11 protein-coding genes are annotated in these 15,186 nt (G+C 48.5%); 6 read left to right on the top strand and 5 right to left on the bottom strand.

Going from position 1 to position 15,186, the window contains the following annotated elements:
* Window positions 1-7 precede the first annotated feature (7 nt).
* From ACXAGR_RS15990 to ACXAGR_RS15980, 3 genes are all read right to left on the bottom strand, one after another.
* The gene (locus ACXAGR_RS15990) at window positions 8-352 is read right to left on the bottom strand and encodes a hypothetical protein (protein ID WP_474851244.1); all 345 of its coding nucleotides are present in this window, start codon (window positions 350-352) and stop codon (window positions 8-10) included.
* A gap of 46 nt (window positions 353-398) precedes the next feature.
* The gene (locus ACXAGR_RS15985; protein WP_474851243.1) at window positions 399-1,244 is read right to left on the bottom strand and encodes a GNAT family N-acetyltransferase; all 846 of its coding nucleotides are present in this window, start codon (window positions 1,242-1,244) and stop codon (window positions 399-401) included.
* Window positions 1,245-1,361: 117 nt separating this feature from the next.
* Entirely contained in the window at window positions 1,362-2,516 is a 1,155-nt protein-coding gene (locus ACXAGR_RS15980; RefSeq protein ID WP_474851242.1) for a M20 aminoacylase family protein, read from the bottom strand.
* Window positions 2,517-2,696: 180 nt separating this feature from the next.
* Between ACXAGR_RS15980 and ACXAGR_RS15975 the strand changes: the two genes are divergently transcribed.
* From ACXAGR_RS15975 to ACXAGR_RS15965, 3 genes are all read left to right on the top strand, one after another.
* Complete coding sequence (locus ACXAGR_RS15975; protein ID WP_474851241.1) at window positions 2,697-4,160, top strand: aldehyde dehydrogenase family protein; 1,464 nt, start codon at window positions 2,697-2,699, stop codon at window positions 4,158-4,160.
* A gap of 35 nt (window positions 4,161-4,195) precedes the next feature.
* Window positions 4,196-5,518: an NAD(P)/FAD-dependent oxidoreductase gene (locus ACXAGR_RS15970; RefSeq protein WP_474851240.1), complete on the top strand. Its 1,323-nt coding sequence runs from the start codon at window positions 4,196-4,198 to the stop codon at window positions 5,516-5,518.
* Between the two features lie 152 nt (window positions 5,519-5,670).
* Window positions 5,671-6,756: a mechanosensitive ion channel family protein gene (locus tag ACXAGR_RS15965; RefSeq protein ID WP_474851644.1), complete on the top strand. Its 1,086-nt coding sequence runs from the start codon at window positions 5,671-5,673 to the stop codon at window positions 6,754-6,756.
* A gap of 1 nt (window position 6,757) precedes the next feature.
* On the opposite strand, the gene ACXAGR_RS15960 is transcribed toward ACXAGR_RS15965, so the two are convergent.
* Entirely contained in the window at window positions 6,758-7,978 is a 1,221-nt protein-coding gene (locus ACXAGR_RS15960; RefSeq protein ID WP_474851239.1) for an MFS transporter, read from the bottom strand.
* Window positions 7,979-8,518: 540 nt separating this feature from the next.
* Here ACXAGR_RS15960 and ACXAGR_RS15955 point away from each other — a divergent pair.
* The gene (locus tag ACXAGR_RS15955; RefSeq protein WP_474851238.1) at window positions 8,519-10,303 is read left to right on the top strand and encodes a diguanylate cyclase domain-containing protein; all 1,785 of its coding nucleotides are present in this window, start codon (window positions 8,519-8,521) and stop codon (window positions 10,301-10,303) included.
* Window positions 10,304-10,417: 114 nt separating this feature from the next.
* A complete protein-coding gene (locus ACXAGR_RS15950) occupies window positions 10,418-12,478 on the top strand; it encodes an amidohydrolase family protein (RefSeq protein WP_474851237.1) in 2,061 nt (686 codons plus the stop codon).
* Window positions 12,479-12,554: 76 nt separating this feature from the next.
* On the opposite strand, the gene ACXAGR_RS15945 is transcribed toward ACXAGR_RS15950, so the two are convergent.
* Window positions 12,555-13,274 carry a hypothetical protein gene (locus ACXAGR_RS15945; RefSeq protein ID WP_474851236.1) on the bottom strand — a complete coding sequence of 240 codons (720 nt, stop codon included), beginning with the start codon at window positions 13,272-13,274 and terminating at the stop codon, window positions 12,555-12,557.
* A gap of 549 nt (window positions 13,275-13,823) precedes the next feature.
* On the opposite strand from ACXAGR_RS15945, the gene ACXAGR_RS15940 reads away from it, so the two are divergent.
* Entirely contained in the window at window positions 13,824-15,104 is a 1,281-nt protein-coding gene (locus ACXAGR_RS15940; RefSeq protein ID WP_474851235.1) for a hypothetical protein, read from the top strand.
* Window positions 15,105-15,186 lie beyond the last annotated feature (82 nt).

The following is a 15,186-nucleotide window of genomic DNA, read 5'->3' as shown; positions in this document are numbered from 1 at the left end:
GCCGGAATTAAGCAGAAATAGGAGGCCTTAACAGATTGGATAGGTAGCCGTCACCGGCTGAAGAACGGTTGGCACCGGCCCGGTGTTTCATGGCATCTACATGCAATGATGATAACACCACGGGCAGGAAAACATGATGACCACCATGACAGTGGCAACAATGGTGGCAGTCATACGCACCGCCATCTTCACTGATATCAAAGGATTGAGAAAAACTCACATCGCTGCCGGCATCGTCGTCGTGACCATGTTCGAAAGTCAGATGTTCAGTTCCGGACTGATGGGCTTCGTGATTATCAAACGCCGACGCCATGCTCTGACAACAAAACGCCATAAGCAGAACGACTATCAACGATCTTAACCGGGTTGAAACCACACTGAGCCTTCTCATCAAATTCTTAGCCAAACGCCTGTGAGGCTAAAGCAAACACTTTACGGGAGCCGTCACCCTGTGGCTTTTCACCTTTTTGCATTACGCATACATAATCGACTTGCTGAAGTCCTGCATCAATGAGCCAGGTTTTCACTGCTTCTGCACAGCCGGTTAAGTCGAAACGTACAAAGCCTTCTACGTTCTCAATTAAAGTGAGAATAAGGGCTTTTGCCACGTCTTCAGATGCCGCTACCACGGGTCCGATTGTCTGGCCACGGCCACTGGTACGTAAAAAAGCAAAGCCTGTCAAAGCGTCACCGTCTCTCGCTACCACACCCTGTGCCAGCGAGAAGAAACTTCCGAGCAGTTTACTGCGATCACACTGATAAGCAAGGGCATCGAAAGAAAAAACGTCTTGAATATCATCCTGTTGCATGGATGATATAACATCCGGCACATCAGGTTTCAGCGGAATCCCCGTTAATGTCCCCTGCACCTGAGTGACGTTATCTGTAACTGAAAAGCCACATTGTTCGTAAAGGCGCTTACCCGCTTCTGTTGCCACCAGCATTAACGTTCTGTCGCCGGCCTGAGACATTACTGTGTTCATTAGCCGGCGGCCGAGGCCTTGTCCCTGCATATGGTCCGGTACAACAACAAGACCCACGGTGGCACAGTTGTCGTAATCCCACCACAGAATACAACCAACGATGTCATCATTCTCACCGGTTATTACGCTGCCGTTACCGGTTTCATAATGCAGTTGCCAGTCGATATCGCGGTGCGGCCACTTAACGGCCTGCGTAAATGATAAGCAAACCGGTAAATCCGTTGCCTGCATGGGTCTGACTGTGAATGGGGTTCCCGTCATAGTTACATCCTCTGCCTGATGGGGACAAACGCAAAAACTAAGTACCTGCGTTTTTCAATCAACTTTCGTAAATGATAATACCTCTCAACAAGCATGTTATGTTGAAAACACTGCCTGTCACCGCAGATATTGCTCCGCCAGCGCGCAATGCAGAGAAACGCCGGTTGCCAGCACATCATCATTGAAGTCGAACTCAGGATGATGCAACGGAACATGCTTGTCAGCTTTACCTTGCCCTAACCAGATATACGCGCCTTCACAGGCTTGCAGCATGAAAGAAAAGTCTTCAGAAGTAAATGCAGCTTCTGGCGCTTCAAGGGCCTTACCTGTTGCACTGGCCGCCACCAGCGCATCTTCTGCTGCCTGCTGATGATTAATGGTTGCCGGGTAGTAGCGGTCATACTCAAGTTTAATGTCAGTACCGCTGGCCTTCGCTGTACCTTCTATGATTTGCAGCATCGCCTGTTCAATGGCGTTTTGTACCTCTGGATCAAACGTGCGTACGGTACCGGTAACAGAGACTTTGGCCGGTAACACATTATGAGAATGGCCGCCCTCTATGCGGGTTACAGACACCACAGCCGTCGCCGTGGCGGGAATGCGCCTGGCAACGATAGTATTGAGCTGACTGACTAATTCGCTGGCAGTAAGAATGGCATCAGGTGTCTGATGAGGTAATGCTGCGTGGCCGCCTTTGCCCGAGATTGTGATCTCAAATTTGTCTGCCGCCGCCATAATCGGGCCGGGACGGGTAGCAATGGTGCCGGCGGGTAAATCCGGCCAGTTATGCAAAGCATACACCCTGTCGCATGGGAAACGCTCGAACAACCCGTCTTCAATCATGGCTCTGGCACCGGCCTTGCCTTCTTCCGCAGGCTGAAAAATGAACCGGACTGTGCCGTTAAAATTACCGGCGCGGGTGAGTTGCTGTGCCGCCCCGAGCAACATGGCGGTGTGTCCGTCATGGCCGCAACCGTGGAATACACCATCGTGGCAACTGGCATAAGGTAAACCGGTATTTTCCTGAATTGGCAGTGCATCCATATCGGCGCGCAAACCCAACGTTTTCTTTCCGTCGCCTTTTGTCAGAGTCGCCACAACACCTGTTCCGCCGATATCTGTCGTGACGTCTAAACCAAGCGCGTGTAAAGCCTCAGCAACTTTTTCAGCGGTGCGGTACTCCTTATAAGCCAGTTCAGGATGCTGATGAATATCCCGTCTGAAAGTGACTAACGACGGTATCAAATCATCGATGGAATTGCTGGTGCCCATGGGTTACTCCGCTGCGGTATACTTTGCTGTTTCACACAGTTTACCGTATCTCTTACAGCGCATTCGACGTGTTTAATGAGTCTGCAGCAACATTTTTTGCTGTGACATAGTTATCTGCGGCAACCTATGCTCTTGTAAAACAGGTAGACTTTTCACCATCAGTATTCAGCCGGATTTCTTATGCAAGTGGCAACCTCATCTCTTATTCAGGATTTACCTGTTTCACAAAGCTACATCAATGGCGCCTGGGTCGACACACAAGGCACAGCCTGTGTTGATGTTGTTAACCCCTCTGATGAATCAGTGTTAACGTCTGTCCGGATGGGTAGTCAGCAGGATGTCGACAGCGCCGTCGCCGCTGCCCGGACCGCTTTTGGGAGCTGGTCTGAAACCACAACAGAACAGCGCCTTGCGCTGCTGGACGGGCTGCTGGCACAATTTGATAAGATGGCAGAATCTTTTGCCCGATTGATTTCTGCGGAAATGGGTGCACCGCTCACCTATGCACGGAATGCTCAGGTGCCTCTGGCCAAAGCTCATATCCAGACAGCGAGGGATAATCTACAGCGCTACCCGTTCACACAGTTACGCGGCACCACAGCCATCGTCAAAGAGCCCATTGGTGTGGCTGCACTTATCACGCCCTGGAACTGGCCGTTGTATCAAATCACTGCCAAAGTCGCCCCGGCGCTGGCTGCCGGTTGTACCGTGGTGTTAAAGCCCAGTGAACTGTCTCCGTTAAGTGCCCTTGCCTTTGCACAGGCGGTTCATGAAGCAGGGTTTCCGGCCGGCGTATTTAATTTAGTGAATGGTGATGGTGCTGTGGTAGGTACAGCCCTGTCTGAACATAACGATGTGGACATGATTTCTATCACCGGCTCAACCCGGGCCGGCATTCTGGTGGCACAGGCTGCGGCGAAAACAGTGAAACGTGTCGCACAGGAACTGGGCGGTAAATCACCGAACCTGCTGTTACCCGATGCGGATTTTAATACCGCTGTACCGGCTGGTATTGCTGCAGGCATGCGAAACTGCGGACAGTCCTGCAGCGCACCTACCCGTATGCTGGTTCCCCGTGAACGCCTTGAGGAAGTGGAAGCGTTAGCGGTTACTGCGGTGAACGGGTTTATTCTGGATGTGGCAGACAATGAGGATGCGACCCACGGCCCCCTTGCCAATAAAGCGCAGTTCGACCGGGTGCAGACAATGATTCAAAAAGGGTTAGACGAAGGAGCACGTTGCATTGTTGGCGGCACCGGAACACCTGACCATCTTCCAACAGGCTATTTCGCCAGACCGACAGTATTCAGTGATGTCACCACCAACATGGCCATTGCACAGGAAGAAATTTTCGGTCCGGTGATTTGCTTAATCCCCTACGATTCACTGGAAGAAGCCGTTTTAATCGCAAACGACACCGTTTACGGGCTGGGCGCACATGTACAGTCTCAGGATCTGACGATGGCCCGTAAGGTCGCAAAAAAAATCCGCAGCGGTCAGGTGCACCTCAACTATCCGGCCTGGGACCCGCAAGCGCCTTTTGGTGGGTACAAACAATCCGGTACAGGCCGTGAATACGGCGTGGAAGGGTTAGAAGAATATCTGGAAACCAAAGCCATCGTCGGCTACGCACAACCCGAATAACATTATCACGTTAACCTGATAAAATTGGAAGAAGCATGTCTCCACAGTTAAAGCACATTGCCAGCGATGACACCTTACCTTCACACGCCGATGTGGTGATCATCGGTGGCGGTATTATTGGTTCGTCAGCCGCCTATTTTCTGGCTAAACAAGGCTACCGCGTTGTGCTGGTAGAAAAAGGACGGGTTGGCGCAGAACAATCCAGCCGTAACTGGGGCTGGTGCCGCCAGCAAAACCGTGATGCCCGGGAGTTGCCCACATCAGGCCTCTCCATGCGCCTGTGGGACGAATTGTCCCGTGATATTGGAGAAGATCTCGGTTTCAGACGCTGCGGTTTAATGTATGCCACCGACGATCCTCAGCAGCTGGCTGAATGGGATGCCTGGCGTGAAACGGCAAAACAGTTCGATGTGAACACCCGAATGCTGAGTGCAGCAGAAGCCAATGAAAAAATACCGGCCAATGGCAGAACCTGGCTGGGCGGTGTGCATTCTGTTGACGACGGCAAAGGTGAGCCTGCCCTTGCTGCCCCCATGATAGCGGAAGGCGCACGGGCACTCGGTGCCACCATACATCAGCACTGTGCAGCACGTGGTTTAGATATTACCAGTGGCAAAGTGAGCGGTGTCATCACCGAAAAAGGTACCATTCAAACTCAGCGGGTGCTGTGCGCTGCCGGTGCATGGGCTTCCATGTTCTGTCGTCATCACGGCATTATCTTTCCACAGGCCAGTGTGAGACAAACCGCATTCCGCTCCAAACCCATTAAGAACATCGGTGAAGCCATTTACACGTCCGGCGTGGCATTAACCCGTCGCCTGGACGGCACGTACACCGTCGCCCTCAGCGGCACGGCACTGCTTGAATTTACCCCACAGGGCATACGTTTTGCCAAACCCTTTATGCCTATGTTTATCAAGCGGTTAAAAGCGGTTCAGGCCGGGATCGGCAGCTCATTTTTCTCCGGCCCTGAAGCAATCAACCGTTGGAAAAATTCACAGATGTCTCCCATGGAAAAACACCGGATTCTGGATCCGGCGCCAGTGAAAAGTAATCTGGAAAAGACTTTACATGCGGTCAGAACCATTTTTCCTGAACTGGCAGACATGGAAATCGGCGAAAGCTGGGGTGGTTATGTAGACTGTACACCGGATGCCATTCCGGTAATGTCCGAAGTCGATGGCCTGGAAGGTTTTTATCTTGCAGCAGGCTGTTCAGGGCATGGGTTCGGCCTCGGGCCCGGACTGGCAAAAGTTGCCGCCGATTTGGTAGTAAACAATACCCCTGAGGTAGATGCTACCGCATATCGTTTATCACGGTTAACTGACGGCTCCAAAATTGAAGTAGGTGCAATTTAACCATCCGTTAACGGGCGTGACTTACCGGACTTATAAGAGAATGGTGCAGCTTTTGCACCGTTTACCGGCAAAAGCAGTAAACAATAATGTTCTGCTATTGCCGGAAATCCTCCAATATGACGATACCTGCATTTCTTAAGACCCAGGAAGCAATGACCCTGGGCGTACTGTTGTGTGTCATTGCACTACTCTTCATCGCCAAACGCATTATCCTGGTGCGGCTAACCCGAAAAGCCCGCTCTCAGGACAGCTCCATGGCAGGCATTTACCGCATACTTGTGCTGTCTCTGGATGCGCCTCTTACCCTGTTTATCTTCCTTGTTATTATTGTACTCGGCCGGTTTCTGCTCATATGGCCCGGTATCATAGACAAAGACATTGCAGCCATTGTGGATCACGTGGTGAAGGCCGGTCTGATCCTCACGTTATTTTTGTTTTTTGAGCGCTTTTTCAGTTATTCGTTACGGCGGTATCAGAATCAGTCCACGCTGGTTAAAAATAGCAGCGGCATTGCCGGCGGCGCAATCCGCGCCATACTGGCGTCACTGGCTCTGCTGATAATTTTGAGCACTATGGGCGTGTCTATTACGCCGGTCATTGCGTCACTGGGAATCACTTCTCTGGCAGTGGCTCTGGCCCTTCAGCCTACTCTGGAAAACTTCTTCTCCGGCTTGCAACTGGTCGTGGATAAACCTATCCGCATCGGTGACTTTATTGAGCTGGATTCAGGTGAACAGGGCTTTGTGGAAAAAATTGGCTGGCGTTCCACCTGGGTGCGCATGCTGCCAAATAACATTGTGATCATGCCAAACAGTAAACTGTCGAATTCAAAACTGATCAACTATTACTATCCCGAGCGGGAATTGTCTGTGCCCGTGGAAGTAGGCGTGCACTATAATTCTGACCTGGACAAGGTGGAAGATATTTGTCTGGAGGTAGCGAATTACACGTTAAAACACCACGAATACGGCGTAGAAACCTACGAGCCGTTTGTGCTGTTTCACACCTTTGATAATTCCAGTATTAACCTGACCGTGATGCTCAGAACAAAGGAATACTTTAACCGCTTCTTTATCAAAAGTGCATTCATCAAGATGCTGAAAAAGCGCTTTGATGAAGAAGGCATTGTAATCCCCTTTCCTATTACAGCGCTTAATGTGGATCAGGAGAATGCTGCAGCAATACTGGCTGCAGCGAAATCTCCGGAGGCAACAATGCCGCCGGAGAAATCTTCATAAATCAACCGCAGCTTGGATTGGGGTTGGTACAAACAGGCCGGGGCTGCTGTTTCTGACGCATTTGTATATAGCTCAGTGCCCACATTACCAGGCCACCCAGGAACAATAAGGCAGAGGCATAGCCAGTTTCATTGAAGGTAGCGCCTGTAGCCAACAGAGTACCGCCAATCATAGGGCCGATGGCGTTAGCCGTGTTAAACGCGCACTGTACCAGTGCACCAATCATGGCATGACCGGTAGGCGATACATCCAGCAACATGGACTGAATAACCGCCGCCAGGCCCACACTGGCACCGAGGCAAAATACAGTCACATATAACCAGTAAATGTTTGACGCCGCGAAAACATACATCACCGCAATACCCACACTGCAAAGCAATGCGATGCCGGTGGTAGCGATGGGCGATTTGTCTGCTAATCGTCCGCACACCCAGTTACCGATAGTCGTACCGATACCGAACATCATCATGGCAATAGAAATGGTCACTTCAGGGGCTTCAGTTACATTAATAATCGTGTCTGCCAGATACGTGTAAATACAAAACACGCCACCGAAACCCACGAATATGATGCCGGAAATTGACCATACTAACTTGTTTTTCAGCACACCGAATTCTTCGCGTAACCGGGTAGGCGTTTTCACCGGACTGCTTGGCACAACAAAATAAATCAGTACTGCAGTAATAAGGGCCAGTACGGCAACAATGCCCATACAAACCCGCCAGCTCATAGCCTGCCCCACCAAAGTAGCCATGGGTACACCCACAATCGTTGCAATGGTAAGGCCCATAAACACTTTGGACATAAAGCTGGCACGCTTACCTTTTGGTGCCATGTCTGAGGCTACCAGTAATGCTGTACCAAAATATGCGCCATGAGGTAAACCGCTGAGTACGCGGTAGAAAACCATTTCCGGTAAGGACGTTGCGATAGCACTGAGGCCGTTTGCCACAAACATCATCATCACGAATAAAATCAGCGATGTACGCCGGTTAGTTTTGTTTGTCAGCAACATGAAAAGCGGTGCACCGATCACCACGCCGATGGCGTAACCACTAATCACATTACCGGCCAGCGACGGCGTTACGTCAAATGAAGCTGCAATCAGCGGCAACATTGACATAGACGCAAATTCAGTCAGGCCGAGGGTAAACGTTCCCAGTGCCATAATGAGAATTGGCCAGAAATGAGACGTCTGCGATGTCCCGTTATTAAATGACATAGATACCTTCTATCAGGATAGTGTGTAAATAAAGCCGGCAAAGCCACTGCCTGTCATCGCTTTACATCGCTGATGATTTAGCAAGTCTTCCTACCGGATATAGAATGTGAAATACAGGTGTAAGGTGTATCTGCGATAATTCGGATAAAACAGAATGTAGCCGGACTTCGCAGTATGATGTTTTAATGTTGATATTGTTTAGTGTTCGGGCCGATCCATCGGAACGACATTATTATACCGCATTGTGATGGCTGTTGAACAACGTTGTTTGTCATACTATTTTGTTGATTCATCACTGCAATATGCGCTTTTTTCAATATAAATATAGATTACTAACAGCAACTTAAAAACTTTTACGAATAATTGATTTTCCTCTGTGCGGCATTGTTCATAATGGTTATCATTATCTACACATAGCGGATAAAAAAATGATATTTTTCCGTATCAGGCTCGCTCAGGATGAGCAGCCCGGACGGAACTGCTTGCCGGCATCGCTTCTTTACAAAGCCGGTTTGATTAAAAAAAGAAAAAATAATTACCATGTACAGTAAATTACGCGCTCTGATGACAGCGCTCACGTTATTCGTGCTGTCCGCAATGCCGGCCTCTGCGGCAACCACAGTCGATGATGTCATCAATAAAGTTCGGGCGCCGGCTTATGATTGCCCGGACTCTGCCCTGTTTGATGAACTGGAAGCCACGCTGAGTGATAAGTCTGTTACGGCTGACCAACGTTTTTCCCTGCTCAGCGCGAAGGGCCAGTTTCTGATCTGCAGAGGCGATTACGAAAGTGCACTGACTATGCTCAAATCCCTCATCGCGCAGGAAGATGTGGATGACACCTCATACGCTTACGTTTCAGCCATCAACCAAATTGGCTTTATCTACGATGCGCAGGAAAGTCCTGAACGTTGTCAGTATTACCGTCAGGCCAGATCACTGTCTTCACCGGAACGACACAGCGATATTTTCACCTTCGCTTCATTATCACTCATTACCTATTGCTCAGAATCGTCTACAACCGGAGAGCGTCTTGGCAGGATGTTTACGGTACTGGAGCAGAATGCCGCATCAGGAAACCCCGGCGTACTGGCCCATATTCACAACGCCATAGGCCTGCTCTACGGCAGCCTGGGGCAACATGCTCTGGCAGCAGAGCAATACATCAAAGCTCATGAAATGGGCCTGAAGGTTTATGAAGGCAGCAATAAACTCAGTATTCTCATCAGTGCCATTGTATCGCTGATAAGCAGCGGGCAAACCGAAGAAGCGTACCGGCGGATCATGGAATACGGCGCACTGAACCGTGAAATTAATACTCCGTTGACTAACTACCACTATCATTACGCTCTGTCATATTACTATCGTAAAACCCGGGATTTTGACCAGCTTGCAGCCACGTTGCCGGATTTCAAAACGGCAATTTCTGCCGTTTCCAGTTCATTCGGCCTGCTGATGTACAACTGGCACGAAACGGAAGTCTGTCTGTACCATCATGATTTAACCTGTGTGCAGAATTACATAGACAGCTTTAATAAAGGTGATAACTACATCCCGCCCAGATTCAGAACCAATCTGGATTACCTGAGCTTCAATCTTGCCATGTATCTGGCACTGGGCGACATAGAAAAAGCCCGAATCGCCAATGAAGTGTTTGCCGCTGAAGCTGAAAATAAACGCATTCAACAACAAAACTCCGCAAATATTCTGAGCGCAGCGAATCTGTACAACCGGATTTACGACCTGGAGGGCGAAGTTGTTGAAGCGAAAAAGGAGCGCAAACAAATTCTCGCCATAGTGACCGGGATTTTCCTTATCACTGCTGCGCTGGCAGCCTATGTGCTGCGTAAGAAGTTCCTTGCTTCTAAAGCCATCGACCCGGTCACCCAGTTGTTAAATGCTGATACCGCCATCAGCCGAATAAACAGACTGAATGCCCCCGGTAAAAACCGCGCCATTGCCATCGCTATTTTTGATATCAGCAACCTCCGGGAAATTATCCGGCTACTGGGCTCCACTAAAGCGGACAGTGTGCTGAGAAAACTGGCACAAACATTACAGCTCACCACCCGGGGGAATGACATTCTTGGTCGCTTCGGTACCGAGCAATTCATCATGTGCCTTCACAATATTGAAGAACGCAGCGCCCGTTCTTATTTTGAGCGGGTACAGACCGCGCTGGACAATACGCTGGACAGTGGCACAAAGACCGGCAACGTTGCCGTTGAGTCAAGTATGAGTGTGTTTGTCTCGCACGAAAAGATTACCGATTTAAGTGATATTCTGGATGAAATGGTCATGTCTATTGATATGGAGAACCGATAACCTTCCCCGCCTGTAGTCTGAAGTTTGCGGGGTACAGCAGTGAAATAAGGTTAGTTTGCAGCGTTTTCCCTGTTAACCGTGACATACTGGTTAAAATAATAAAGGGAACATAACATGAAAAAACTGGCAGTACTCACCTTCACGGCAGCACTGACTGCCTGCTCGGGTCCGGCTGAACAAACCTGGTCAGACAGTCAGACTCAACCTCAGAAATCAACAACCACTCATTTTGATATGTACCTTGGCGGTACAGACGTGGGTGATATGGATATCACCCGTACCGGCAATAAAATAGACATTGATTACGGTTTCTCAAACAACGGCCGCGGGGCCAGCAGCACTGAAACCATAATTTTATCAGACAACGACATTCCTCTTTCCTGGTCTGTTGAAGGTAAAACTGTGTTCGGGAATGCTACGCAGGAGAATTTCTCAGTCTCAGGTAACACCGCCACGTGGCAATCTAAAGCCGAATCCGGTGAAGCCGGATTTGACGGTGCGCCTGTGTACATTGCACAGAACGGCAGCCCGTTCAGTGAGTATCTTTATGCCCTGCCGTTGCTGAATAACAATCTGACACAGTATCCCGCCCTTCCCTCCGGAAATATTACGCTCAGCAAAAAGCAGGATCTCACGCTCTCCGCCACCGGCGGTGAAATGAAAGCCACACTTTATGCCATTGGCGGGATTTCCATGAACCCGTCTTATTTCATTATTGATGAAAACAAAGCGTTAGTGGGGCTGGTCAGCCCGCGCACAGCGATAGTTAAACCGGAGATTGCCGGGGAAGAAGCTCGCCTGAGGGAATTAACCGCCCAGCTTAATGCACAGCGCTATAAAGATATCGCCAGCCGTTATCTGCACGACTACGAAAAGCCGGTACGCATCAATAATGTCCGTATTTTTGAGCCACAAAGTCTTTCTCTCAGCGAACCAAAGTCTGTAGTGCTCACCGGTAACACAATCACGGCAATCGAAGCAGTCAGCGCCGCACCGTCAGACGACGAAGTGACCATTGAAGGCAACGGCGGAACACTGGTAGCCGGACTCTACGAAATGCACGGTCATATGAGTGATAACGATGCGCTGTTAAACGTGCTTGCCGGTGTTACTTCCGTCAGAGACATGGGCAACGAAGTCGATATTCTGCAAGGTATTACAGACAATATCGCCAATGGCATACTGGTAGGCCCGCGCATTGCTAAAAGCGGCTTTATTGAAGGTAAAAGTCCCTTCAGTAACTCCACCGGTGAACTGGCCGCCAGCGAAGACGAAGCCGTTGCACTGATCCGCAAATATGCCGGTATGGATGATTATATTCAGATAAAGATCTACAGTTCAGTGAACCCGGAATGGGTGCCGGCCATGGCAAAAGAAGCACATGAAAACGGCCTTCGGGTTGCCGGACACATTCCGGCTTTCGCCAAAGCAGATGAAATGATTGCTGCCGGTTATAACGAGATCACCCATATTAACCAGTTAATGCTGGGCTGGGTGCTCGACAGAAAAGAAGATACCCGTACGTTATTCCGCATTACCGGCATGAAACGCTTTACAGATTTGGACCTGGACAGCGAGCAGGTTAATCACACGCTTGCGCTGATGAAGGAAAATAACATCGCGCTGGATCCCACAACGGTGATCCACGAACATGCCATGACCTCCCGCAACGGTTCGGTGAGCCCCGGTGTGGTGGACTACATCGACCACATGCCTCTCAGCAGTCAGCGTGCCGCAAAGGTCGCTATGCTGAATGTGGCGGATGAAGCTGAAGATAAAGCTTACAAAGACGCCTACGCGAAAATTGTATCCACACTGAAGAAAATGCACGAAAACGGCATTCTTCTGGTGCCCGGCACGGATATGGGCGGCGCATTTCGTCTGCACCGTGAGCTGGAGTTGTTTCAACAATTTGGTATGACCCCGGCAGAAGCTTTGAAACGGGGCTCCTGGGACATGGCCGTATACATGGGTCATGATGACACACTGGGCAGCATTGAAACAGGTAAGCTGGCTGACTTCTTCCTCATTCCCGGCAACCCGGTGGAAGATTTAAAAGCCATTAAAACTATCGCCATGGTCGTTGCTGACGGGCGTATTCTGTTTCCTGATGAAGTGTATCCTGAGTTTGGCATTACACCGTTCACCACCCTGCCGGAAGTAAAAGGCGAATAACCCCGCTATACTTAGCAAAAAAAAAGACAGCCCCGTTAACGGGGCTGCTTAATCAGTTAACTTCTGCTGGCAATATTCAGGCGCCCTGTGGCATAAATGCCGGTGAACTCACCTTCTGTGCTTGCGGCTCCGGCGTAATATTAAACACAATAAACATTAAAAATGTGCAGTACATGGTTGCTGCAAGCAGCAAAAATGCGCTCCAGTCCTGCTTCAGCACAATCGCCAGCGGCACAAACAATGCCACAGGCAGAAAGGCAGCCAGCGTTTTCCAGCGTAACATCAGCGACAACCAGATATGCTCTCCCTGTTTGCGGGACAGTGAGAAACTGTGACAAAAATGAGCCAGAATGTAGGGCATCAATTGGGCCACACACACCAGCGCACCGCCAATGACAATCCCCGTCAACGTCATCCCGTCATAGGCCACCACTGCATTTCCGGAGGCTGCCGGCATTAATCCTGACAGTAAATCAGCGGCAAAAAATGCCAGCCAGCTTAAAGCAGTGATCCCCAGAATAGCCGGCAATATCAGCCGCTGATGAAAGTTCAGTTCGGCGGCTAATCGTCTGAGCGAACCATACCGGTACTGAATACTGACCACACATACCACAAGTGACACCAGCAACGCACACGCGCCCATGCGTATCGGAAAGAAAGAAAACGGCACCACAGTAACAAGCAGAGCCAACAGCAACATCACACCACAGATCACAGGTGACCGGGCAATGAAACGGCACATTTCCTTGTAGCCCCGAAGATAGTCCTGTACAGAAAGATTGGTATTGATTTGCATTAGAACACCTTTTGAAGATAAGCGTCTATTTTATGCGCAGCACTGAAGAATTGAAGTGTATGAACATTAAACCGGGTATCAGATTGTATGACAAGGTATGTTTTTTAATACGAAGGGTTGTGTTCAGGCACCGGATATTCCCGGCACCAATATCAAACAGAGTTCCCATCCCATTGGTGCTTAGCGTCCGGTACAAAGGTAACCCCTGCCCCTCACTGCCACGCAAAAGCAAACGGCCTGGACGTTCCTGATTTAGATGAAACATTTTACAACATGACTGAATTTCGCATGGAAGATTTAGATGGGAATCGCATTTGGGTTGACCAGGCTGTTTAATGAAAAAGACATGAATATCAGATTGTCATAAGTCGTGCTATTGGTCAGGACCGGTCATCTGGTACTTTATGTCTTAATGGCTGCTTTGTACGTAAAGCAGACATTGGATTTTCTGATCATACGAGGTAATCTAGCTTGCAAGGAAGGCGAAATTAAATAGTCGGTATAGCACACTGACATGGCTCACCCAGCGCATCATAAAGGAGAAAAGTTTTGGTAGAAAAAGAATATTTGGTTGATGATGTCTTTGGGATAAATCGAGATCTCCCCCTGAATTACGTAGAAAGGGATAGTGCTGATAACCGATTGATAAACAATTTGGCAAGGCGTCAACACTTAGTTATTTATGGGAGTTCTAAGCAAGGAAAGACCTCCTTAAGAAAACACTGTTTGAAAGAAGATGACTACGTCGTTGTGCACTGCTCCAATAAATGGGGCTTGGATAATGTACATGAAGCAATATTGAAGCAGGCTGGGTATGAGCTAACAGTTTCTAAAACGTTAGCGACTTCTGGAAAGCAGAAGATATTTGCAAAAATTAAGGCTGGCATTTTTGGCTCTGAAGTTGAAGGTGGTGCTGAAGCAGAAAATACTCAAGAGGAAGGAGTAACCACCACTCCACTTGAATTAGACCCTGTTGACGTAAATGATATTATCTCTGCTTTAGAAAAAATTAAATTTATAAAGTTTATTGTTCTAGAGGATTTTCACTACTTACCAATAGAAACCCAAAAGGATTTCTCAGTTGCTCTGAAAGCCTTTCATGAAAACTCAGATTTTAGCTTCATAATTATTGGCGTATGGTTAGAAGAAAATCGACTAAGTGTGTACAACGGTGATTTAACTGGTCGACTATTGCCCATAAATGCAGACAAATGGAGTCGACAAGAGCTCGAAGAAGTGATTGCTGCTGGCGAGGCTATGCTTAATGTTTCATTTAACAATGAATTTAAAAATGAGTTGCTAGATTCATGTTATGAAAGTGTATATATCGTCCAAGAGACATGCCACCAATGCTGTATTACTAATGAAGTGTTTAAAACACAGCCAGAACCAAGAAGCATAGGCACCAAAAAAGAATGTGAAGAACTTGTCAGTCAAGTTGTAAGTCAGCAGGGTGGCAGGTTCAATTCATTTCTCACTCAGTTTGCTGAAGGATTTCAAGATACAGTCTTGGAAATGCATAAATGGTTACTCTACCCAGTATTAATTTCCGATATTGAAAAACTTGATGCAGGTTTTAGGCAAGCTGAGATAAGGAATCTTTTGCAACAAATTCATCCAAGAGGGGCTGAATTAAACTCAGGTAATGTCACTCAGTCATTGCAGTCATTGGCCTCTTTACAAATCAAGAAAGACGTCAAGCCAATAGTTCTAGATTATGATCAAACCAATTTACGTCTTAATATTGTAGATAAGAGCTTTCAAATTTGGCTTTCAAGGCAAGATAGAAATGAACTTTTAGAATTGGTCGGTTTGCCTGAAATATCATGACAATGCCCGGCTAGTGACAAAGTGAAATTGTATTTTGAATCATTTAATTGAATGTCAGCTCCTTGTCTTCAGCGGACAAAAA

The sequence above is a fragment of the Alteromonas sp. ABH4_457 genome (genome assembly GCF_056160625.1).
Note: the sequence above shows the minus strand (reverse complement) of the source record. Positions and strands in the feature narration are given on the sequence as shown.